Source organism: Aquimarina pacifica, from assembly GCF_000520955.1.
GTDB lineage: Bacteria > Bacteroidota > Bacteroidia > Flavobacteriales > Flavobacteriaceae > Aquimarina > Aquimarina pacifica.
Genome location: NZ_JACC01000007.1, coordinates 154,206 through 179,566, shown reverse-complemented (window position 1 = coordinate 179,566; position 25,361 = coordinate 154,206). Strand labels below are relative to the sequence as shown.

At 34.7% G+C, this 25,361-nt stretch carries 17 protein-coding genes; 4 read left to right on the top strand and 13 right to left on the bottom strand.

What is annotated here, in order from left to right; genetic code table 11:
- Positions 1 to 2 precede the first annotated feature (2 nt).
- Positions 3 to 902 (bottom strand): DUF3667 domain-containing protein, encoded by a 900-nt coding sequence (locus DZ60_RS24040; RefSeq protein ID WP_161634367.1) that lies wholly within the window; start codon positions 900 to 902, stop codon positions 3 to 5.
- 282 nt (positions 903 to 1,184) lie between these two features.
- Here DZ60_RS24040 and DZ60_RS0105270 point away from each other — a divergent pair, with 282 nt between their 5' ends.
- The gene (locus DZ60_RS0105270) at positions 1,185 to 2,372 is read left to right on the top strand and encodes a serine hydrolase domain-containing protein (protein ID WP_025741046.1); all 1,188 of its coding nucleotides are present in this window, start codon (positions 1,185 to 1,187) and stop codon (positions 2,370 to 2,372) included.
- A gap of 89 nt (positions 2,373 to 2,461) precedes the next feature.
- Here DZ60_RS0105270 and DZ60_RS0105265 read toward each other — a convergent pair whose 3' ends face one another.
- The 12 genes from DZ60_RS0105265 to DZ60_RS0105210 form a co-directional block, all read right to left on the bottom strand.
- Positions 2,462 to 3,148 carry a hypothetical protein gene (locus DZ60_RS0105265; RefSeq protein WP_025741045.1) on the bottom strand — a complete coding sequence of 229 codons (687 nt, stop codon included), beginning with the start codon at positions 3,146 to 3,148 and terminating at the stop codon, positions 2,462 to 2,464.
- Between the two features lie 21 nt (positions 3,149 to 3,169).
- Entirely contained in the window at positions 3,170 to 3,868 is a 699-nt protein-coding gene (locus tag DZ60_RS0105260) for a hypothetical protein (protein ID WP_025741044.1), read from the bottom strand.
- A gap of 61 nt (positions 3,869 to 3,929) precedes the next feature.
- Complete coding sequence (locus DZ60_RS25425) at positions 3,930 to 4,649, bottom strand: hypothetical protein (RefSeq protein ID WP_025741043.1); 720 nt, start codon at positions 4,647 to 4,649, stop codon at positions 3,930 to 3,932.
- 282 nt (positions 4,650 to 4,931) lie between these two features.
- Positions 4,932 to 5,654 (bottom strand): hypothetical protein, encoded by a 723-nt coding sequence (locus DZ60_RS25420; protein ID WP_025741042.1) that lies wholly within the window; start codon positions 5,652 to 5,654, stop codon positions 4,932 to 4,934.
- A gap of 65 nt (positions 5,655 to 5,719) precedes the next feature.
- A complete protein-coding gene (locus DZ60_RS0105245) occupies positions 5,720 to 6,424 on the bottom strand; it encodes a collagen-like protein (RefSeq protein WP_025741041.1) in 705 nt (234 codons plus the stop codon).
- Positions 6,425 to 6,475: 51 nt separating this feature from the next.
- Positions 6,476 to 7,189, bottom strand: coding sequence for a hypothetical protein (locus DZ60_RS0105240; RefSeq protein ID WP_025741040.1), 714 nt, complete (start codon positions 7,187 to 7,189; stop codon positions 6,476 to 6,478).
- 265 nt (positions 7,190 to 7,454) lie between these two features.
- Positions 7,455 to 8,156, bottom strand: a complete 702-nt coding sequence (locus tag DZ60_RS25415) for a hypothetical protein (RefSeq protein ID WP_025741039.1) — start codon at positions 8,154 to 8,156, stop codon at positions 7,455 to 7,457.
- Between the two features lie 66 nt (positions 8,157 to 8,222).
- Positions 8,223 to 8,936, bottom strand: a complete 714-nt coding sequence (locus tag DZ60_RS0105230) for a collagen-like protein (protein WP_025741038.1) — start codon at positions 8,934 to 8,936, stop codon at positions 8,223 to 8,225.
- Between the two features lie 64 nt (positions 8,937 to 9,000).
- Complete coding sequence (locus tag DZ60_RS0105225; protein WP_025741037.1) at positions 9,001 to 9,750, bottom strand: hypothetical protein; 750 nt, start codon at positions 9,748 to 9,750, stop codon at positions 9,001 to 9,003.
- A 194-nt stretch (positions 9,751 to 9,944) separates the two neighbouring features.
- Positions 9,945 to 10,646 carry a hypothetical protein gene (locus DZ60_RS0105220; protein WP_034228763.1) on the bottom strand — a complete coding sequence of 234 codons (702 nt, stop codon included), beginning with the start codon at positions 10,644 to 10,646 and terminating at the stop codon, positions 9,945 to 9,947.
- 70 nt (positions 10,647 to 10,716) lie between these two features.
- Complete coding sequence (locus DZ60_RS0105215; RefSeq protein WP_025741035.1) at positions 10,717 to 11,406, bottom strand: hypothetical protein; 690 nt, start codon at positions 11,404 to 11,406, stop codon at positions 10,717 to 10,719.
- A gap of 46 nt (positions 11,407 to 11,452) precedes the next feature.
- Positions 11,453 to 12,160, bottom strand: a complete 708-nt coding sequence (locus tag DZ60_RS0105210) for a hypothetical protein (RefSeq protein ID WP_025741034.1) — start codon at positions 12,158 to 12,160, stop codon at positions 11,453 to 11,455.
- Between the two features lie 880 nt (positions 12,161 to 13,040).
- Between DZ60_RS0105210 and DZ60_RS0105205 the strand changes: the two genes are divergently transcribed.
- The 3 genes from DZ60_RS0105205 to DZ60_RS0105195 all read left to right on the top strand — a co-directional run bounded on the left by DZ60_RS0105205 (position 13,041) and on the right by DZ60_RS0105195 (position 24,606).
- Positions 13,041 to 14,156, top strand: coding sequence for a LytTR family transcriptional regulator (locus DZ60_RS0105205; protein WP_025741033.1), 1,116 nt, complete (start codon positions 13,041 to 13,043; stop codon positions 14,154 to 14,156).
- A 1,161-nt stretch (positions 14,157 to 15,317) separates the two neighbouring features.
- Positions 15,318 to 18,695, top strand: coding sequence for a hypothetical protein (locus tag DZ60_RS0105200; RefSeq protein ID WP_152537370.1), 3,378 nt, complete (start codon positions 15,318 to 15,320; stop codon positions 18,693 to 18,695).
- 7 nt (positions 18,696 to 18,702) lie between these two features.
- A complete protein-coding gene (locus DZ60_RS0105195; RefSeq protein WP_025741031.1) occupies positions 18,703 to 24,606 on the top strand; it encodes a DUF6443 domain-containing protein in 5,904 nt (1,967 codons plus the stop codon).
- The last annotated feature ends 755 nt before the right edge of the window (positions 24,607 to 25,361 follow it).

Genomic DNA, 25,361 nt, shown 5'->3' with positions numbered 1-25,361 from the left:
TGTTATAAAAACTCACTTTTTGCCCAAAAAGCAATAGCAGAAGACATTATAGTAGTCAAGGAGATCATATAAATAAATAATATGGCTATTGATTTAAAAATACTACCAAACCAATTTCTATTATACAGTCTCAGGTATCCGAGATATACATAAATGGGTAACAACCAAAACAAGTAATTTTCGGGATGATAGTCTCGTGTAGGAAGTATTAATTTTATGAGGATCAAAAATGCTGAAAATAGAAAAATAAAAGAATGTTGGTTGATAGCCAGAATTAAATGACTAAAATAATAGCGTTGCGTTTTTCTGAAAAATAACCACAAAAGAAAAGCATATATGGGGATCAGAAAAAAGACAGACCATGATAAGAAATTTAATAGTCTATCCATGTAAATAGTTGGATTGTTTATGATTGCAATAACCATTTCTTTAACTTGTTTGGCCTCTTCTACATTCTCTTCATACAAATTGATGTCTACAACATCATTTTTGATATCATTTACTTTGAGTTTTTCGTTGATGGTTGTTTTTATTTCTTCTGTTTTTTCTTTAGTAAGGTCGATATTGTTTTTAAGAAATATGGATAATACAAAAAAGAAAAAGAAACTTGTAAAAACAAAAAAACGAAAAGGAGGTACATATTGTACTCTGCGTCCTTGGATAAAGTTGAAGGTGTATTGTCCAGGTTTTATAAGCAGTGATCGTATAGATTTGAAAAATCTTGTATCAAAAGCGAATACATTTCCTGCAAATTCAGAAATTAGATACCTAATTGGTTTTTGAAAATCATTAGTGGATTGCCCACAGTGATGGCAATAGTTACCATTGAGTTGCGTATGACAATTTTTACAATGCGCAAATGTTTCTATTGGTTTGATTGTTTTTGTTTCTTTTTCGCTCATATAAAAAGAAAAATTGTGTCGTTTTGGATTGCTTTTTTGTGCACAAACCTTTAGCGGGGTTATTTTTTTCTGTTTGCAATATAGTATTTTTTGCAAAAGCACTGTTTTTAGTAGTATGTGGATCGGTTCTTTTACACGGTTTCTAGCAGAATTTGTAAGATCCATTCTGGGTAAAAGAAGATTATTTTCATATATAAACTGTACGAAAAAAGAATATTTTATTACCTCAAAATAAAAATTTACATGGTATTAGATGTATTTTGCGGTCTTTATAAATAAAGTATGAATAAATTTTACCTTTTTACCTTTTTGTTAGCTATAGTATCTTGTAGTAAACCAGAAGAACCTATTAGTGTACAGGAAGACCCTATGATTTCTGCAAAAAAAGACACATTTGTTGATTTTCTGCATTATTACGAGCAGTTTTTTAAAGCTAATTTTAATCCTTCAGGATGTCCCGGTGCTGCGTTAGTAATTGTAAAAGACTCAACTGTTGTTTATAAGAAAGGTTTTGGAGTTAAAGAAATACATACCCAAGATTCTGTAGACGTTAATACTGTTTTTAGGATAGCAAGTCTATCAAAAGGTGTAACAGCCATTTTGGCAGGGACCTTGGTAGATCGAGAAGAATTACAGTGGGATCAATTGGTAAAAGAATCAGTAGCTCAATTTAATTTGAGAGATACTCAACAAGCGAATAGAATAGAGGTGAATCATTTACTCTCTCATACTACAGGTTTATATCAATATACTCATACGAAGCTTATTCATAGAGGTATGTCCTTGGGTAATATAATTCCGAGGTTTAGGTATGCTGGGGTAATTGCTAAGGAAGGGGTTGATTACGAATATCAGAACGCTGCTTTTTCGATTATCGAAAAGGTATTCGAAGCGCAGACAACAAAGAATTTTGATGAGTTAATTAAAGAACGCTTATTTATACCTGCAGGAATGCAAAATGCATCAAGTACTTATGATGCGATTACGCAAAATAATAATGTAGCCTTGCCTCATAGTTTCAATCAATATTCTAAGAAATATAAGAAAACCAGTATTCATAGAAATTATTATAATGTTGCTGCCGCAGGTGGTGTGAATGCTTCTATTAGTGACATGGGAGAATACCTGAAAGTTCTGCTAGGAAATCGTCCTGATATTATATCGAAACAAACGTTGGCTTCAGTTTTTAACCCGTTTATATGTACTAGTTTAGAAGAAAGTTATGTGAACAATTGGGATGGAGTTACTGATTCGTATTACGCAAAAGGATGGCGAATTTTAGACTATCGAGGTAGAAGAATTGTGTATCACGGAGGAAATGTAAATCAGTATAAGAGTGAGCTTTTGGTGGATCCTGAGAATAGTATTGCTATATGTGTGCTGTTTAATGCACCTAACAGGTTTAATCCTGTTGTGATTCCTACGTTTCTGAATTATTATGATTATTATAAAAGTATTGTCGATGATTAAGATTTAAAAACCCTACTAAGCAGTGTCTTAGTAGGGTTTAGGATATTTAATTAAGCTTACTTAATCTTCAGGATTAGTCATTAAAGGTTCTAGATTTCTTCAAAAACAATTACATTAACTTCTCCTGACACAGAAAGTGCGTGCTCCGAACCATTACTATCTTCATCAACATCAAAAGAAAAAGATAAGATGAGGTTATTGGTTTCCTGATCGAAGCTGTAGTTGGTAATCTCAAGATTTGATACGCCAATATCTGTATCTTGATATTCATCGTCTAGAATAAAATATTTTAGATCATCTGAGATCACTGCGTATTCTGAAAGGTTAAAACTAAACTCTATAGATTCTGTTTCTTCTCCTGGATCATTGACAGTCATTTCTAATTCGGCCCAGGTTTCTTGATGCACATCGTCGGGATGACTAAAAAATCGTACGATACTGAATTCCATACTGGTTTCATTGATTTCTACAGTATTAAAGTCGGCAATATACTCAGAGCTTAAGGAAGTGTACTTAAATTCTTGCTCATCAGTAAATGCAACATCATCAGGGCGCGTACCTTCTAGAGCGATGGTTATACTGCCATAGGGAATCAGTTCATCGTATCCAGCCCCGTTTACTCCATCGACACCATTTACTCCATCAGCACCGTTTACTCCATTGGTACCGTTTACACCAAAAGAGCTAGTGCCATCCTCCCCATCTTCTGGGGTGCAATTTGATAGGAAAATTCCTATAAAAAGGATTAGTATTGTTTTTATATATATAGTTTTCATTTTTTTTTGAGTTTTGGTATATTATAAGACAGGTTCTTCTTCTACTTCGATTTCATCTCTGATAAATACATCAACCTCTCCAGAAACTGCAAGGTCGTGATCTGTTACATTATCATCAGGTGCTACATTAAAAGAAAAGGAGAATGTCAGATGATTAGTTGTGTCATCAAAATTATAATTTGAAATATTGACATTTGCCATCTCTGAGAAGTTGAAGTAATCATCCATGTCAAAATATTTTAGGTCATCTCCTAAAACAAAGTAGTAATAGAATTCAAAGTCTAACTCGAAGTACTGATTATTTTCTCCAGGATTATATACAATCAGTTCAAAATAGGTAGATGCTGATGAATAATAATCATCTGGGGCTCCCTGAAACCGCCAGGCATTAAAAAAGATAGACTCATCATCGGTTTCTATACCTTCATAATCATCTTCCTCCATATTGGTATATCCAAATCTAAATACTTGATTGTCAGTAAAAGGGACTCCATCAGGTCTTGTTCCTTCTAGGGTAGTGGTAATGCTACCATACTGTAATAATTCATCAAAACCGGCACCGTTTTCCCCATCAACCCCGTCAACTCCATCAATACCGTCAACTCCATCAATACCGTTTGTTACTGTTCCGCCATCTGCACCATCTGCACCGTCCTCGCAATTGGCAAGAAGAAGTCCCAGGCAGCAGATTAATATTGTTTTTATATATGTTTTTTTCATTTTTGTTTTGTTTTTAAGTACTACTGAATACTGTGAATTAGAATGCATGATATGACTTATATCATGGACCTCCAGGACCAGGGCCAGGACCATCATCTTCCTGCTCAATTTGCTCTAGTACAATTACATTTACCTCTCCAGAGATGGATAGGTCGTTTTCAGTGTCGTTATTATCAGCGGCTACATCCAAAGAAAAGGAAAAGGTGAGATTGTTGGTTTCGTCATCAAAGCTGTAGTTGGTGACTACTACATTAGAAACACCTGTGTCGTCTGATTCGTACTCTTCATCGATAGTGAAATAATCAAAATCCTCAAACGTAACGGCATAGTACTCGATTCCAAAATCAAAATCTAAGGATTCGGTTTCTTCTCCGGGATCCGTAACGATAAGGTCAAAATACACGTTGGTATCTTGATAGGTATCATCGGGTGCGCTTAGAAAACGCTTTACGTTAAATATAAGCGTATTGGTGCCATAGTCTACCTGATTGTATCCCGAGATATCACTTGCTTCTACCGAGTTGAATTCAAAGGTTTCGGTAAGGTCAATAGGCCTGTCATCGGGGCTGGTTCCTTCTAGGGTGAGGGTAATACTTCCGTATTGTGTCAATTCATCAAAACCAAAGGCGTCTTCGCCATCGGTTCCGTTGATACCATCAGTTCCGTCAATACCGTCAATGCCATTAATTGTTAGGCCATCGGTACCATCTTCTCCTTCACAATTGCTAAGAAAAAGAGCAAAGCAACTCAGTAAAATGAGTCGTGTGTACGTTTTTTTCATTTTTTTTAATGTTTAGAATATCGAATTTTGATTAAATATATTTGTTTAAGATAAAAAATAATTATATCAGATTTATTAATTATTTCAAAGTATTTCTTTTAATATAGGTTGTACGTAATATACCTGAGTGTAAGGATTTTTTTTAAAAGTAAACACTCTAGTTGTGCACTGTCATTATGTTGTTTTTTTAAAACGTATATAAAAACCCCAAATAGTGTTTAGCTTTTTGGGGAGATTTATACCACAAATGGTGGTTTTTAGAATGTTTTCTGTGCTCTATGTTTAGTCAAGAGGAAGAGGTGATGTTCCGTACTGTTCTAGCACAACCACATCGATTTCTCCTGTGATAGAAAGGTCTGTACCAATATTGCTTTCATCTGCAGGGAGATCAAAAGAAAAAGAAAGTACTAAGTTGTTTGTTATTTGATCAAAACTGTAGTTCGTGATCTCTAAATTTATGATATTGCTGTCACTATCGAAAGATTCATCCAGAACAAAATACTTTGAGTCTTCAGTAAGTATCTCATAGTTATCTAAGTTTAAAGCAAAGGATAGGCTTTCTGTCTCTTCTCCCGGATCACTTACGATTAAATTAAGAGCGGCATATGCCTGATTAAATACCTCTGCATCAGGGATACTTAGAAACCGGGCAATGTTAAAGCTTATTTCATCTTCCTCTATATTGACCAAATTAGTTTCATCTTCTGGTCCCCAGCCTCCTGTCGATGTTGATGTCGTAGGGGCAAATTTGAACATTACTTCGTCAGTAAAAGGGACATCATCAGGCCTAGTTCCTTCTATAGTAAGGGAGATACTACCATATTTTGAGAATAGGTCGTAGATCTCTGCAGTTTCTCCGTCGATACCATCGACTCCATTTTCTCCATCCGTACCATCAATCCCATTAACACCATCAATGCCATTGGGCCCATCTTCTCCTCCCTCGCAGGCTAGAAAGATAACCAAGCAACATGCTAAAATTGTTTTAAAATATATTTTTTTCATTTTTTTTCATTTTTTTAATACATCCAATAATTATGTATTCTATACTAATATTTTTACTATTTCTTTTAGAATGGGCCACCGATTCCACCCCCGTCTATTGATTCTGCTGCTACCGCATCAACCACTACAGCCATAGAAAGACTTGTGAGTCGATCATCTCCACTCACATCAATATCAGTAGAAAAAGTAAAGGTTACTGCGTTTGTTTCTTCATCAAAACTATAGTCAGAAATTTCGAAGTTAGATACATTAATACCATCAGATTGGAAACTATCATTGAAATTAATAAATTTTAAATCATCAAAAACTAAGTCGTATTGATAGAGACCAAAATTGATATAAAATGATTCTGTTTCTTCTCCAACATTTTCAACGTCTAAGTTAATGTTTAAAGAGGTTCCGTAAGCGGGTTCAACATTGGGCGTACCTAGGTATCTAGTCATATTAAAACTTATATCAGACTCGTCAATAGTTACATTATTTGAACTAAAATTTAGGGTATTAGAAGTATATTTGAATTCTTCAGTTTTTGAAAAGCTAAGGTTATCAGAACGAGTGCCTGTAAAGGTAATTATAAAACTACCGTTTTGGGTAAGTTCATCAAAGCCAAGTCCATTAGTACCATCAGTACCATTTTCACCATCAGTGCCATTAACTCCGTTAAGTCCGAATTCTCCAGCGTCTCCTGGTTCACCATCTTCTCCTTCGCAATTAGCAAGGAATATTCCTAAGCATAATATTACAATTAGGTGTATGTATTTTTTTTTCATGTTTCAGTTTTTTATACGTTATAAGTATATAAAGAATATAATTTTTTAAAATTAGAGAGGAATTGCTGTTTCGGGTGTTTCAATTCTTTCGAAGACTTGCACATTAATATCTACAGATACAGCTAGATCATTATTCGTGTTATTATCATCTGGAGCGACGTTAAATGAGAAGGACATGGTAAGCATACCCGTTTCTTCATCAAAATTATATGCTGAAATATCAAGATTTGCCATATTCTCATCTGATTCATATCCTTCATTAAAGCTAAAGTATTTTGTAGCAGTAGTATACACTACGTGTCCCTCAAGATACATATCTATATCATAGTCAGGAGATCCTCCTTCGGGGTTGGTGACAGTAAGGTCAAAATAAAGAGCGTTAGATACAATAAAAGCTGGAGACGATACATACCGTATTACATTAAAACTGGTATAAGGGTCTTCATCAAGCTCTTCATCACCTTCATAGTGATATACAGAACTGGTTTCTTGTATTGATCCTATTGAGGTAAACTTAAAGGATGATTGGTCTGTAAATGGCGTATCGTCGATGGCCGTCCCTTGTAATGTTATATCAATATTCCCGTACTGTAATAGGTCATCAAAACCAAGGCCATCTTCACCATCTTCACCATTAGTACCATTGACTCCGTCGGTACCATCTATAGTTGCATCGATACCATCAATACCATCTTCTCCATCGCAGTTGCTCAGAAAAAGAGCAAGAGAACTAAGGAGCATAATTTTAAGTAGTTTTTTTTTCATTTTTTTAGCATTAAAAACATTAAAAATTCGATTAAATACAATTTTAAACGATAAAAGTAATGATTTTTATATGTATTACCTATTTCAACGTATATCATTCTACATATTTTAAGTGATTATTATATCGAACATCTCTTTTTAGAGAATTTTTTATACTGATGTGTGGTGCGTAGACTTGCATCAGGGTTATATATTCCTGTAAAAACCAAAAACCGCCATTTGCATAGCGCAAACGACGGTTTTTAGTTTTTGTTGTTTTTTTGTATTAGCCTGATATAGGGGCTTCATACTCTTCTAATGCAATTATATCAATTTCTCCAGATACTGTCATGTCATTACCAGTTTCATTATCTTCTCCTAATACCTCAAAAGTAAAAGAAAGTAGTAGGTTGTTTGTTTCTTGATCAAAACTATAGTTTGTAATTTCAAAATTCTCTACACTATCATCTTCGAAATATTGATCAAGTATAAAGTATTGTAAATCATCAGTGATAACAGCATAGGAGTTTAATTCTAAATCAAATTCATAGCTTTCAGTTTCTTCTCCTGGGTCAGAAACCATAAAGTAAAGAGCAGCAAATGAATAATCATCATCATTTGGTGTCCCTGAAAATCTGGAAACAGAAAAATATATTTCGTCTTCTTCAATATTTACAATATTTGTTTCATAAGAACTACCCCAAGAAGACATTAATACCGTGGGAGCATATGAGAACACGGCTTCTTCTGTAAATGCAATATCATCGGCTCTTGTGCCTTCTATTGTGAGTGAAATAGTACCGTACTGAGCAAGTTCTTCATATAATGCGTCTGTTATTCCGTCTGTACCATCTGTTCCGTCAGATCCATCTGTTCCGTCAATTCCATTCAGTCCATCGATCCCATTGGCACCGTCTTCTCCTCCTTCACAGGCAAGGAAAATCACCAGGCAACAGGCTAATATTGTTTTTATATATGTGTTTTTCATTTTTATTATTTTTTTAAGGTGCATCTGTATATGCATTGTTGTGCGTTTATACTTCTGAATTTATTTTTAGCGGCGAAAGCCTCCATCTACGTACTCAAATACAACTATGTCGATGTCTATGGTTACCGTTAAGCTATCAAAATCGTCAGAACTATCAGTATCCATAATGGCAGATATAGATAAGGTAAATTGATTTGTTTCGTCATCAAAACTATAATTTGTTATTTCTAGTTCTGAGATATCAGAATCACCCGTTTCGTAGTAGTCGTATTCAGTAAACTCTATAAACGTTAAGTCATCAAAAACTAAGGAAAACCCTTCTAGCTCAAGTTCGAAGTACATTGACTCAGTTTCTTCTCCTGCATCTTCAATTTCGAAATATAGGTCTGCTAATGTACCGTAGTAATCTGTGTCATCTGGATTACCTAAGAAACGTTCGATATAGAATTCTTTGTAATCAGTTTCTTCGTCCTCATCTATTTCTACATAATTATAATCACCAGCACTTTCTGAAGGAAGGTACTTAAACTCTCGTACTTCGGTAAATTCAAGTCCGTCTGATCGAGTGCCATCAAAAGTCATAGTGATACCACCGTATTTTAATAATTCGTCAAAACCTAGGCCATCAAGACCGTTAACGCCATTTTCTCCATCAGCACCATTGGTGCCACTTAATCCAAATTGACCTGCTTCTCCTGGTTCTCCATCTTCTGCTTCGCAATTAGCAAGGAATATTCCTAAACAGCAGATTAAAAGTATTCTTACATATTTATTTTTCATGCTATATATAATTTTTGTCATATTATTCTAGTAATACGATATATTTTATTTTAATATTTAGAATTTAGTCAAGAAGTTCGTCTATTTCTTCAACTTCTTTAAAAAGAACGAGACTTGCTTCAATAGATACTGCAAGATCGTTTCCTGTGTCATTATTATCAGGTGCTATATTAAAAGAAAACGAAAATGTTAGGGTTTGTGTTTCTTCGTCAAAACTATAGTCTTGTATTTGAAGATTCGCCATTTCATCGTCGTCGTCAAATGAATCATCCATTTCAAAGTATTCTAGTGCATCTGTGAGAATATTCAAATTTTCAAAATCGAGAGATATGTAGTCATATCCAAATGTGCCGTCAGAAGTAGTGTATACTCCCAGGAATAATTCGATATGGCTACTGTAAGATCCAGGATTTGTTAAATAGCGTTCTGACTCAAACTCTATAAAAGTAGTGTAGGTTTCTTCGCCTTCTGGTACTTCTTCTTCAGAATCTTCTTCCTCTTCATAAGTGTAAAATGAATTTTCATCGCCAACGTTATATCCATTAGTATCAGTAAATTTGAATTCCTCTTCATAAGTAAAAGGAGTTTTATCCTCACCTATAGATCCTTCAAGAGAAACCATAATGCTACCATACTGTGCGAGTTCATCAAAACCATCACCATCAATACCATCGACACCGTCAGTACCATCCGTACCATCGGTACCATCTGTCGTGGCATCTGCTCCTGGCAGGCCATTTTCTCCATCCTCGCAATTGGCAAGGAATATGCCTAGACAGGATAGTAAAATAATTCTTAAATACATTTTTTTCATTTTCTTACTTTTAAATGATTAATAAATAGAATTTTTGTTAAATAAATTAGTGTTACCGAATTTCGAACTAGGACTTTATGAGGTTTTTTCGAAATTTGTAGTTGTATATGTACAATGAGTAAATTAATAAAGTTTTATAGACACTTATGTAAAAGATTTTTCTTTTGTATAGGTGTCTAGCATGATTCATGTTTTTATGGTGCTGGAGCTTCATAGGCTTCTAGAACAGTAATATTTACTTCTCCTGATATAGAAAGATCATTTCCTGTTACGTTGCTATCGGCTGCCACATCAAAAGAGAATGAGAATACAAAATTATTCGTAGCATCATCAAAACTGTAATTCGTAATCTCAAAATTAGAGATGTCTCCATCAGTATCTTCATAAGTGTCATTGATGACAAATATTTTGAGATCCTCACCAATGACAGCATAGTTACTAATTGCTAAGGCAAATTCATAGGTCTCTGTTTCTTCTCCGGGGTTAATAGTGACAAAATCGATACTCACTGAGGATTGGTTTACATCACCATTAGGTGTGCTTAAAAAGCGAATCACATCGAATTCGGTTTCTGTTTCGCCAACACTCACAACATTTATTGGGTCCCCGCTCCAAGAATTGTCAGGGCTGGTAGCAGTAAATTTAAATTCGGCATTCTCAGTAAAAGCAACATCATCTGCTCTTGTCCCTTCTAGGGTTAATAGAATGCTGCCGTATTGTGTAAACGCATCATAACTATCTAGGTTTTCGGCATCGACACCGTCAACACCATCCTCGCCATTTGCTCCATCTATTCCGTCTATACCATCAATACCGTCTGCACCCTCTTCACCCTGACAGGCAAGGATTAGGCCTAAACAAAAGATTATAAAAATTTTAGAATATATATATTTCATTTTTTCATTTTTTAAATTTAAAAATATCCGTTTTATCGACATCAATTATGTTTTATAGGTGTTCGCATAATCAAGGGCTGAAAAAACCATAGGATTCTGGGACAAAAGCATCAATTTCTCCCGATATAGATAGATTATCAAGAAGATCATTTCCACTTACATCTGTGTCGAATGAGTATGAAAGTATAAGTTGATTCGTTTCGTCATCAAAACTGTAATTAGATATTTCAAAATTAGATACAATAGAATCCTCTGAGTCATAATCTTGAGTAAGGATTATGTAGCTGAGGTCATCAAAAATAATTGGGTAATCATTAATGTAGGCAAGGAAATCATAAGACTCTGTTTCTTCTCCAGGGTTATTAACTTGAAACATTATATAGAGATAGGTAGATTGGTATGGAAAACTAGGAATTTCTAAGAACTTCACTATATCGAACATCATAGACGTTTCACTAATATATACTTGGTTTGGTGCCGAAGATATATCGATGCCTGTATAAAGAAATTCTGCAGTTTCATTAAACGAAACATTATCAGATCGTGTTCCTGTAAGATTAAGAGTAAATTTTCCGTACTGTGTCGATTCGTCTATTGTCGTTGCAGGGTCTCCATCCTCCCCGTCGATACCATCAATGCCATCAACCCCATTTTGGCCAAAGGTTCCTGCGCTGCCGGGTTCTCCATCCTCTAGCTCACATTGAGTTAAGAATATTCCTAAGCAACAAATAAGAATAGTTTTTAAGTATGTTTTTTTCATTTTTTAGTTTTTTTATACGTTAAAGGTGTTTGCGTAATTTTTCTGATTAAAGCGGCGTGGTTGTCACAGGTGCTTCAACGGCTTCAAAAACAACAGCATTTACCTCTATGGTTACGGCAAGATCATTTCCGGTTGTATTATCATCGGGAGCCACATTAAAAGTAGAAGAAAATAAGAGTGTGTTTGTTTCTTGATCAAAACTGTACTCAGAAATGTTAAGATTAGCAATGTTATCTGTGGTGTCAAAATCGTCTTGAAACAAGAAAGCATCAAACCCTTCGTATAGGATTGCGTACCCATCAATATCAATAGAAAAATCATAGGTTTCATTTGATTCACCAGCATTAGAAACTGTTAAATCTAAATAAGTGGATGTACTATTAATAGATTCATCTGGAACCGATAGATATCTACCAATACCATAATGTATACTATTGTCTTCGGTATCGTATTCTACAATATTACCATATAATAGGTAATCTCCATTTACAGGAGTGTAGTTAAATTCTATGGTTTCTGCAAATTCATTTCCTTCAGGATCAGTACCTTCTATGGTTACGGTTATAGCGCCGTATTGTAGAAGATCGTCAAAGTCGAGTCCATCGGCCCCATCAACCCCATCAACCCCGTTGGATCCGTCGGTGCCATCAACAGTTGCATCGGTTCCGTCCATACCGTTTTCGCCATCTTCACAATTGGTAAGAAAGAGGGTAAGAAAACTTAGTAAGATAATTTTAAGTAAGTTTTTTTTCATTTTTTTTAGGATTAAAAGATTAGCATTTTCGATTAAATGCAATATTTTGGGTTAAAAATACTAATTTTTATTGAGAACTGCTATTTCATGGTATTTCAATATCACAATTATGTTAATATAGAATTAATTGAAATAGTGTTAATTAAGTTTCTGAGTTTGGGTGTTTTTGATTTTGTTTTTTGATAGGCCTTTATTTTATGGGGGCTATTTTTTTTTTTTTTTGAAATGTTACAGCATTTTTTTGATAAAAGAGTAGTGCTCTTAATCAATAGTAGAAAGTCGCAACTTAGTGACAACGATATGGGTGGTACTGTATAAAACTACTTCGATAGAAAAGAGATTTAGTTTAGTGTATTGCAACTGTTTTTTTTCTGTTGAACTACTTATATAGTAAAATCCTGTCAGTAGTGCCGACAGGATTTCATAGGTTAGGGGCAATTATAAGGAATCTGGATACATCACATTTATTATGGGGACGTCTTTGGTATTCGATCTATCCCTAGTGATTCCTTTAGAGACACAAAGTAACACAGATAAAGAGGGTTAACACAAAAAAAAAACACGAAACGGAAAAAAATGGTGTTAAAAAGGAAAAAAAGCACCTAAGTGAATCTTGTGTTTTTAAATATCATCCCCCTTTTTATATATTTGCATAGAACATTCTTGATATTACTATACCTTATTTGAGAATTGTGTAGTAATTGAGATTTATTTTCTTGTCTAGTATCTAGTCTGAGATCATAACTTTGACAAAGACATCACACACAACGCTCATTTTATAGCGCTTAAGCTGAATATATATTTATAGTAAAAAGCATCAGGCTTTTGGCTAATAAGTACTATGTTTATTGTTTTGTTTAAAGAATAAGAAACAACCCTAATGAGAAAAGATAAACTTTATTTCTTGACCTTTTTATCACTATTTACAATAGTTTATATTGTAGGATATTTTAGTGTATCCTATCTTTTGGGGCTAGGTACTGAACAGTTTCTAAAAATTCAGATTGAATCAAGCAAGCGAGAATCTAGGCAAATAGCCAATTTTATGTCTTCTCAAATTAAGGATAATGTTGATAAAGAAACGATTATACGAACGGTTCAAAAAAGTATCGAGAATACCAATACCGAAATTGGGTTTATATGTGTTTTTGATCGTACCGGAAAACAGATTTGTCATCCAGACCCCAGAAAAATAGGTAAAAAAACCTTGCCAGAGAAATCTTATGTTTCGGCCATTGGGGATGAGATTAATGCAAAAGATTTTTACTCTTATTTACAACATAAAAAAGAAGGAGGAGGGATTCGAAATTTTATAGGAACACATCCTACTTCAGAAATAATATACATTGCTCCCGTTGATCATGTTGATTGGATTGTTGCTGGACACGCAAATATGGACAAGATTAATGAGGAACATGATCGTCTTAAAACAAATTTTATTGTCGTTTATATAGGTACGGGAACTGTCATTGTATTATTGTCATTTCTTATGGTTCGACTTGTTGGGAGTAGTTATGAAAGAAGACTAGAATTAAAAAATGAAAAACTCTCTGAAGAAGTTCTTAATTTATCTCAACTAAATCAGGATCTATCTGTATACAAAGCAAAAGTAGATGCCAGTATGAATGTGAGTGAGGAAGTAGTAGAAAATAAATCGATCAAAAAAAGAATTTTGACGTACGCTAAAAATGAATTGGTTTCATTAGATGTCGAAGATATTGCTCATATATATATGGAGAATACGATCATTTATGTAAAAAGTTTAGATGGTAAGACCTCGAATAGCAATAGTAGTCTAGAGGAGTTATATAGTGGTTTAGATAGTACTTTGTTTTTTCGGGCCAATAGACAGTTTATCTTATCTGTTAAGTCAATCGATAAAATATTAAAATATGGAAACAATCAATTAAAAATTGAAGTGGTTCCTAAATCTCCCAAACCTATCATTATCAGTAAAAATAAAGTGGCCGAGTTTAGATGTTGGCTTAATTCTTAGTTTTTAGAAGATATCGTGTATAGATAATATGTATACATCCATTTTCTGTTTAATAGTTAACTTGGTATGGTGTCCTTGATATGCACTTGAGACCTAGTATTATATTATAAATTCCTCTTTTTTACCAATGATTTATTACAAAAACGTATTCAATTTATTGAGGCGTTTGTGATAGGGTATATTGTAATTCTTTCTGTAACATGTAGTGCACTAAAAAATCATGAGTAATACCCCAAATATAAAGGGTGAATATTAAAGTCAGCCAGTGTATACAGAAGTGAAGTGAGGATAGGAACTTCTCTAGTGATCATACTAGCAGAATTATTCAGTGTCAGTTAGACCAAAGATTAAATCATAAATTCGCCGCAAGCACTGCGTCTTGGTGGTGCAGTTTTGAGATACCAGAAACTGTGATATTTTCTGGTTTTTATACGCGTTACTTAGTATGTCAATGAACTATAGTTTTATGTTTCAAAGAGACTATAATCTGAGAATAGATCCACCAATTTAAATATCCAGACAATTTTATCTAATCAAAGATTATAGAGATTGAGGTGTTCTTAGATCTCTGATACTCGATGTAAAGAGTATTTTTTTTAGAAAAAAATCAAAAAAATATATGAGTTTCAAAAAATAGAACTGGTTCGATGTAATATTGCATCAGAAACAAAAGAGATAAGTTTTGAAAATAGGTTTATATAGAGTTTTGTGTCTAAAAGTGAAAAAAATAATAAAATCATCGTAACATTTTTAAGAGTGGTGACATAAACTATAACAAGCAGACTATAAAATGAATTGTAAAGTACAGGTGGGTAAAAAATATGAGTATATCAAATACTTAATTAATAATGAGTTCTTGATTTTTTCTTGAAGTTTTTTGTTTAAAACAACTGTTTAACAGTAGTTTGAGTGAAAATAAACCGTGTTTTTGCAGCCGAAAAATGAAAATACAATAGAAATAAGGGAATCTCTGTGTTTTTTTTACTTAGGTAATGAGTAATTACATTTGGTGATGAGGATTTCCTCGAAAAACACAATTTAGAATGCACAGGGTTTGCCGTTGGGAAAAATGAAAATGATCAATTAACATAGTAGATGGATGCCTCAAAGGTGATTGTTATAATCAAAGAGGTTCCTTTTATACTATTCAAATGGAATAAAATGAAAAAAGTATTTGTTATACTCATAATGTTTATAGTGACATTGCAGCATGCTCAAGAGTTAGTAAATAGAGTAGTGCCTCCTTCACCAACCGCCTCATCTTTGGCGCAATTTGCCGATGTTCCAGTGAGTTATTATACCGGACTGCCAAATATAGGTGTTCCAATTTATACGATTAATTCGGGAGTATTAAGTGTTCCTATAGGATTACAGTATCACGGTGGTGGTATAAAAGTAGGCCAAGAAGCAAGTTGGGTAGGTTTGGGGTGGTCGCTTAGTGTTGGAGGATCCATATCTCGAGTAATAAAAGGTAATGATGATCTCATATATCATCCGGAACTTTCTGGTAAAAGAACTTTTTTGAATTCTAGCGATATTCCTGAATCTTCAGCATCCTCAAGTACATGGTTGGAATATTATACTAAACTCGTTTATGATGGTCATGATCCTGAACCTGATATCTTTTATTATAATTTTGGTAATTTTTCAGGAAAGTTTGTGATAGAAAAATCTGATGAGAATGAGATAATCGGTCTGCCTCTAGAGGCAGAAGCGATTCGTATACGATACTTAATAGAAGAAGCTCTTTGGATTATTACAGATCCAAAAGGAATTTCATATTACTTTTCTGTTCCTGAGACTACAAGGACGTATTCTTATAGTAGTGATACAGAAACCTTATCAGATGTTCTTAATCCTGATACCGACTTAAGAACTAATGGTGGTACAGCAGATATGATTACTACTTGGTATTTAGATACAATCGAATCTTCTAATGGTGCACAGACAATTACTTTTGAATATGAAGAGGATGAGCATGCAACACAGAGTCAGATTAGAGTAAGTCAATCGGCTTCAAAGTTTTATGATTTTAATGTAATATGCAGTACAGGCAATTCGGTAGTAAATACCGAAGTACCTAGAATAAACACTGGCACTGTAGATGTGACTAAGGATGTGCATCTCTCGAGGATTAATTTTGATAATGGTTATGTAATATTCAATACTAGTGATAGGATTGATATGGAATCAAGTTCAAACTCTGTTGCTAATCCTCAAAAACTCGATGATATTAGTGTGTATAGTAATGCAAATACAGAGCCAATAGTGTTTGCTGATTTTACATATGATTACTTTCAAAAACAGGTAGCAGATACTGAAATCTCCAAATATTATAGACTTAAACTGGATAGTTTTTCTATGAATGGTCAAAATTATGATTTTAGCTATAATGATCCGGGAATTAATATTCCATCAAAAACTACACTTTCGGTAGATCATTGGGGTTATTTTAATAATGCTAACAATAGCAATTTAAAGCGATGGGGAGATGTTTCTAATTCAAGTCTAAAACCAGGAAGTTTGATTCCCGGTATCTATTGGGAATATGTAGATAGTAATTATGAAGTTCAAAGCGCCTATCTAGAGGGAGCTGATCGCGATCCTTATGAAGAATTCACTAAATACTTTGTCCTTGAGGAAGTTACTCTTCCAACAGGGGGAAGACAGATTTTTGAATGGGAGTCAAATCAATATCAAGGCAATAAAGTTATAGATGATGGCAATAGAGCTGGACTACTGGGACCTGGTTGTGAGGGATATGCTCCAGGGAGTCCAGACACCCCAGAAATTATTCATTGCGAAAGTAATGAGTTTGAGATTGTTGATGATAATGTAAAAGTCACACTTAACTATTTCGTCCAAAAAATTGAAACGGATCCGCAAGCTGCTATGAGAGGCAGTTATATAGGATACTATAAATGGGAAAATGGAGTGTGGGAACAATATGGGCAAGGTCCGACATTAACAGCTGATGATTACTACCAGGAGGGCTCAAGAATATTATATTTAACTCCTGGTAGATATAAAATGTTTATTCATTACCCACATGAATATCTTAGAGTACAAACCTGGTGGAGCTATCAAGAAGAACCCATTACAGCAAATTTACCTATAGATGCTGCTGGATTAAGAATTAGTAACATTACCATGGAAGATGGTAATACGTCAATGATTAAAAAAATTGAATATCATACAGAAAATGAAGAGGTAAGTTCTGGGGTATTAATGGCAGATCCAATATATCATTATAATCAGAGTATTTCTAACATAAAAATTGCAGCAGCAGCAGGTGGGACTGTTCTTAATTGTGTAAGTAATCAATCATATTTAATTGGTTCTTCCAGTACAATTATTCCTCTGAGTATAACTGGTAATAATTATATTGGTTATAGTCGTGTGTCTATTGGTTATGAAGAAAATCAATATCAGGGTGAAACCATTCATGAGTTTTACAACTTTAAACCCGTAACAAATTATTCTAATGCCATTCCCAATTTTCCTGTACAATCTGATACCAGAAATGGAAAATTAAGATTGATCACTGTAAAAAATGCAAACAACATCACTGTAGAGAAAAAGGCATATTATTATTTGGTTAATGCTAGTATAATGAAAAATACTCAGGGAATGTTTATTCATAGATCACCAATAGCTGTTACCTCTTCATCCTCAACATTTTTGCCAGTAGGAATGACATTTAACCCTTACGATAATTATTCGAATTGGTGCTACCTGAGTGGCGAAAGTACTACTCGATATGATATAAATGGTGAAAACCCTATAACCCAAAATACTGATTATTACTATGATAATTCTGATCATTTACAGGTAACAAGAACTGAAACAACAGATAGTAATGCAAAGAAAATGACTACAAAAATGTACTATCCCGATGATATTACAGGGGCTAGCTCACTTGATGAAGGAGGTAATTTTACTTCTAATGAATATGCGCAAATCAGAAAACTACAACAAGATGGTTTACACCGTATCTCGACACTTGTTCAAACTGTTACCAAAATTGATGATGAAATTATAGAGGTTAAGCGTAATCAATTTTCTGAATTTGAGAATTTCGTATTGCCGAGCCAAATACAAACAGCAAAGAACACACAATCTCTAGAAAACAGAGTTACCTATCATTCATATAACGAAAATGGCAAACCATTAGAAATATCTGAAGAGAGTGGTCCTCATACGTCATACATTTGGGGGTACAATCAACAATTTCCTATAGCCAAAATAGAAAATGCTTCTTATGATCAAATAGCGTTAGCTTTAGGTATTTCTATGGCAAGCCTTAAGAGTTATAGTGATTCAAACCTTTCTTCGATTAATGATTTACGAAATAATTCTAATATGAGCGAAACCATGATTACAACCTATACATATGATCCGTTGGTTGGGATAAGCAGTATCACTAATCCAAATGGTTATACCATCTATTATGAATATGATGATTTTAATCGATTAGAATTTGTGAGGGATCAAGAAGGGAATTTGATATCAGAGAATAGGTACAATTATAAAAACTAAGAGTATTATGAACAATACAATAAAAACCATAGGAATTTATGTAAGCTTGTTGCTCTTTAGTTTTGGAGTGCAGTCAAAAAGCAATGTAACCCCAGGAAATTTTGTGAATACTACAGCAATTAATCACGATTATAGCGTTATTAGTATCGCTACTCTTTGTGATCCTCCTGCGATGCCGGCGATGCCTGATGTTGAGATTGATGATGATGAAATTACACTTAGAATGGGAGAAGCTCCTGCTGGGGAAACATGGTATTGGCAATGGAATGCTACGGGAACTTTTGCTAGTTTCTATAATAGTAGGGAAGAATACACCCTTGATATTGGTGATGTTATTTATTTGAGATCTAAGGATGATGACACTGGGTGCTGGAGTGAGGCACGAGTTATTGATACAACTATTAATATACCTGATGCTCCAACAGTAAGTGGTGGTTGTGGACAAGTTGTTTTAACAAGAAATGCCCCACCCAATGGAGAAACCTGGTACTGGCAAAGTAGTGGTTCTGGTACCAGCACTGCAAATTCATCTACCTCAGTCACATTAACCAGTGGTACTGTCTATTATTTAAGAGGGCGTAATAATTCGTCAGGAGATTGGGGAGTTGCAGTAAGCACTTATTTCGAAATTATTGAAGAACCAGAGATCCCACTGGCCCCGACTATTGAAAGAAAGTGTGGTAAAACAGAAGTAATAATGAATATTCCCGACGATCTGGATAACGATATTACTTACTATTGGCAAGAAACAGCTACTGGGATATCAAGAAATGACCAAAGTAATGATAAGTATACGAGTGATGCAGAGGTGATGTATTTAAGAGCTAGAAATAGAATAACAGGATGCTGGAGTATAGCAAGAAGAATCGATGTTACAGTGGATATAGACCCTGATCGACCAGATGCTCCAACAGTTACTAATAACTGTGGCGAGACGGTATTAACTCGGGGTACGCCACCAGAAGGTGTAACCTGGTATTGGCAAAATAGCAGCTCTGACAGAAGTACTGCAAACTCTTCAGAATCCATTACGCGTACTAGTGGTACGACCTATTATCTAAGAGCCAAAAATAATACAGCGGATTGTTGGAGTAGTTTACGAAGTATAACATATAACGTGAATACCGTACCTGATATTCCTGATGCACCTACAGTAAGTGACGAATGTGGCAAAGTAGTTTTGACTACCGATACGTCCCCTAGTGAGGAGACCTGGTATTGGCAGGATACAGCTACAGGAACCAGTACTGCCAATTCTTCGAGTTCGGTTACTCGTACCAGTGGTACACAATATTATTTGAGATCGAGAAACAATACTTCGTTGTGTTGGGGTACTGCGCGATCTATGTCATATACAATTAACACAGCTACAACTCCTGAGATGCCGCCGTTGCCCACCATTATTAGTTTTAGTAATTTTGGGAGGCCCACATTTATGATGGGTGATGCTCCAGAAGGAGAAACCTGGTATTGGCAAGAAAGTGCAGATGGTACCTCGTTGGAGTATACTGAAAAAGAAGAAGATAATTTTAATGATGATGATATGTTTCTAAGAGCACGGAATAATGTTTCTGGCTGTTGGAGTGAAGCGCGCTATTTTAATACTAAAGAACCTGATGTACCGTCGTACGGATTTATTGTTGAAGAAAGCTGTGGGCAAGCAATTATAACCAGGGAAGCTAGTCCAGATGATGAAGAGATTTGGTATTGGCAAGAAAGTCCAACGGGAACAAGTACATCGAACTCCTCAGAGACCATTACTTTGACTAGTGGTAACGTATATTACTTACGAGCCAAAAATATTAGTTTTGATTGGTGGGGTGATGCTGTAATTATTGAATTTGATGATATTACGATTCCTGATGCACCTTTGATGCCAACTGTTATTAACGAGTGTGATGAAACGATTATCACCAGGCAAACACCACCTGATGGGATAACCTGGTATTGGCAAGAGAGTGCAACAGGTACTGCGGCTTATTTTACTTTTGAGGAGGTAACTGCTACGGTTAATAGCCCTTTTTACTCCCTCGATACAGGAAGTTTCTTATATCTAAGAGCTAGAAATGATGAAACCGGATGTTGGGGACCTGCACTGTTTGTTGATTTTGATATTAATATAAGTCCAGAAGAGCCAGAAGCTCCTACCGTGATTAATAGTTGTGGGGAGAGTATGTTGACTATGCAAGGTGCTACACCCGATGGAGAAACCTGGTATTGGCAGTCTAGTCGCTCAGGAGAAAGTACCACAAATTCCTCGACATCTATTACATTAACCGAGGGCAGTGTGTATTATTTGCGATCGGTAAATAATAGTAGTGGTTGTTGGAGTGATACCGTAACAGTTAATTACGATATTATCCCTATACCTATATGGTATGCTGACCATGATACTGATGGATTTGGTGACCCTGCAGATTGGTTGCAAGTCTGTGATCAACCTGATGGTTATATTGCCGATAATGGGGATCGATGCCCTAATGAATATGGTAAAAAAGAAGGTTGTCTTAATGCCTTATATGATCCCTTAACTTTTTCTGATCAGAATTATGTGTTTACTCGTAGTTATCAAAAAGAGATGACTTCTTCTACCGACATAGAGCTCAATAAAGATGTAATTGAGAGTATTACTTATTATGATGGATTGGGTAGGCCAATGCAACAGAATGCCATAAGAGCATCGGCATATGATAAAGATATAATTACCCATATTGAGTATGATGCCTATGGAAGACAAAATAAAGAATACTTGCCGTATGAGGCATCCGGGAACTATGCGAGTTATCGATCTGTAAATATAAATACCGATATCAATAGTTATTATAAAGCTGTTTATCCTAACGATTTTACAGGGGTAGCCACGGCCGATGTAAATGCCTATTCAGAAAGTATATTCGAATCATCACCGCTAAATAGAGTGTTAGAGCAAGGTGCTCCTGGTACTGCCTGGAAAGCAAACGCTTCTAGCGATGATGATCACACTATAAAACACCTATGGGGAACCAATACCTATGGGTCAGAGGTTGTTCACTATTCGGTTCTTTTTGAAAACGGTGATACCCAAAAACCAGTATTAGTTAATAATGGTTATTATGATGTTAATGAGTTATTTCGTACCCAAGTAAAAGATGAAAACTGGACTTCTAATGATGGTGGTAATAAACGCAATTCTTTTGAATATAAAGATAAACTAGGTCGAGTTGTATTAAAAAGGAATTATGTTGAACCTGCAGGGTATGAAGAACCATATAGTGTGAATACGTATTATGTGTATGATGATTTTGGAAACCTGACTTTTGTATTACCACCAAAGAAAGGATGGTATACTGCAGACCAATCAGAGTTTGAAGCATTGAGTTATCAATACCGATATGATTATAGAAACCGATTGATCGAAAAGAAAATCCCTGGGAAGGAATGGGAGTCTATCGTGTATAACAAACTCGATCAACCCGTATTAACACAAGATGCATTGCTAAAACAAGACAACCAATGGTTGTTTACAAAATATGATGCTTTTGGTAGGGTTGCTTATACAGGTAAACTAACGGATAGTAGAGATCGACCAGAATTGCAAGAAGAACTGAACTCATTTACAGATCAACTTTGGGTAGAACAAAGTAGTGTTGCAAATATTGGAGGTATTATAATGTATTATGATAATCAAGGGTACCCCAATGCACAAAACGCAGAAGTGTTGACCGTAAATTACTATGATTCCTATGAATTTTTAGCCAGTGAGGCTAGTGTTTTTGAAACTCCAAGTACGATATATGGAGCATCCATATCAATCAATACCAAATCTTTAGCTACGGGAAGCAAAGTAAAAGTATTAGAGACCGAGGATTGGATAACTTCTGTGACGTATTATGATCAAAAGTCTAGACCGATTTATGCTGTAAGCCAAAATCAATATTTGGGTACTGTAGATATACTCGAAACTCATTTGGATTTTGTAGGAAAAGTTTTAGAAACTAAAACTACCCATAAAAAAGAGGGTAATAGTGATATTGTGACTGTTGATAGTTTTGAGTATGATCATATGGGTAGAATGTTAACGCAAGCACAAACGATCAATGATCAAGAAGCAGAACTCATTACCAGTAATGTGTATGATGTCTTGGGGCAACTTACCTCAAAAAAAGTAGGAGGTAATGTCGCAGATAACATTAGTGATGAAATATCACCATTACAGCAAGTCCATTATTCTTATAATATCAGAGGTTGGCTCACTGGGATTAACGATCCTGCGAATTTAGGGAACAATTTATTTGGGTTTAAAATCAAGTATAATAGTCCGACACGTGGTGGATATGGTTTATATAATGGTAATATTAGTGAAACCGAATGGGCAACAGCAAATGATCAACAACAACGATGGTATACCTATTATTATGATTCTCTGAATCGAATTTTTAAGGCGAATAGTAGTGAAGATAACTACACTGTTGATTGGATTTCTTATGACGATAGAGGCAATATTTTAACGCTTGATAGAAAAGGACATCTTAATGATGATGCCACGTTATTTGGGGATATGGATCTCTTGTCTTATAGCTATGATATGGGTAATAAATTGATGCGTGTTAGTGATTCGGGTAATACAGGCTATGGATTTGTTGATGGGACTAATACAAATGATGATTATGTCTATGATGATAATGGCAATATGACTGTAGATCAAAATAAGGGGATTACCGATATCGGCTATAACCATCTTAATTTACCTGTATCAGTAAATATTTCTAATGGTGCTAATACAGGAACTATTTCTTATATTTACGATGCCACTGGGGTAAAACAAAAGAAAATTGTCTCAGAAGGAAGTTCTTTAATAGAAACCGAGTATGCAGGTAATTATGTGTATAAAAATGGAGTGTTAGAGTTCTTTAATCAACCAGAGGGATATATCGAACCCGTGATTGTAAGTAGTAACGAAGCAATCTCATCATTTAATTATGTGTATCAATACAAGGATCATTTAGGGAATATTAGGATATCGTATAAAGATGCTGATGGTAATGGTTCTATTACTGCTTCTGAGATTGTAGAAGAAAAGAACTACTATCCGTTTGGACTACAACATAAAGGGTATAATAATACTATTGTTGGTAGAGATTACGAATATGGTTTCCAAGAACAGGAAGAGCAAAATGAACTAGGCTTAAATTGGATACAATTTAAATGGAGAAATCACGATCCTGCAATCGGTAGATTTATGACCATTGACCCTTTAACAGAGGATTATATGGATTGGGGAGGTTATGTTTTTAGTGGGAATAGAGTTATAGATGCTAGAGAATTAGAAGGTTTAGAGCCTGTTGAAATAAACAAAGAAACTAATAATTTAATTATTGCTGTTCAGGGTTGGAAAGGTGGTAATCCTCCTAAAGGTAAAACACAAGTTCAGAATGATCCAGGCGCAAAATTGGACGAAAATAGTTTTTCGAGCACTCTTGTAAATAAATTTGGTTCTAGGAATGATGCTCAAGTAGCGGTTTTTTCCGCAGCACATGTTTCAAGAACAAAAAATGATATATCAAAATCTATAAAGGATTTTAGAAAATCTAAGCCCGATGGAAAACTTATTCTTATTGGACATAGTTTGGGAGCTGATAATTTAGTTAACGTTGTTAATGATAATGAAGAAATTAGTGTTGATTTATTAATTACCATAGATATAGCTGATTTTTATGACAATGATAATATTCCAGAAAACGTAAAAGAAGCTATAAATTACTTCCAAGATAATTTTTTTTCCATAGGAGGAGAAGACATTGAACCGACAAATGGAAATAAAACAACAAAAATAAGTAATAAGAAAATAGAAGATACTTCTCATCAGAAAATCGATAACGATGTTCGAGAAAAGGTATCTGAAGATGTGAAAAAAATAATAGATGGAAACTAAGAATATGATAAAACTTATTTATTTTGTATATATTATTATAAGCATAACTATAATAATTTTTACTCAAACGTGGGAATTGAATATAGTTAATCAGCTATTATTTTCAATATCATTTTTATTAGGGAGTATATCATCATTTATACTAATTTCAAAAAGCTCTTTTTTGATATCAAAAAAGAGTAAGTTATGGTTTATTATTAATCTATTGCTTACAATTATTATGATATCATTGATATCTTATTTTATTTTTGTGAGTCTACAATTAAGTACGAATTAAGTATCCTCAGCTGGCGCGAGCAGGATTAAGTAACGGCTAGCGCGATGCCTCTAGGCTCGTGCCTTCCTGATGGCGCGGAGTGTGCTGTGAGAGGTTCGAAAGAATCTCGTAACTGAAAATAAGATGGTAGTAGGTCTACCGATATCGGCTTACAGCAGCGGGTATCAAACTACCTTTCTAATGTTAATGGAGTGATCTGTTAGTATGAAGCGAGAAAGGAAAAGGCTTTTTTTAGGAGTCAAGTGAGAGTAAAAGAGATGAGCGAAAGCGAACCTTCCGATGAAGCGTCGAGAAATCGTACATACTGTCAAAATCGAGACGTTCCGTGGTCTCAGAGATAAGCATAACGGTTAGCTGTTTATTGGTTATGTGGCAGTCGTCGTTAAGGAGGCATGACTTTTACTTAGGCTTATTTTCGGAACACAGGAATGTGCAGCGTATGAGTGAGAAATAAATAGTAAAAAATCACAGCATTCTA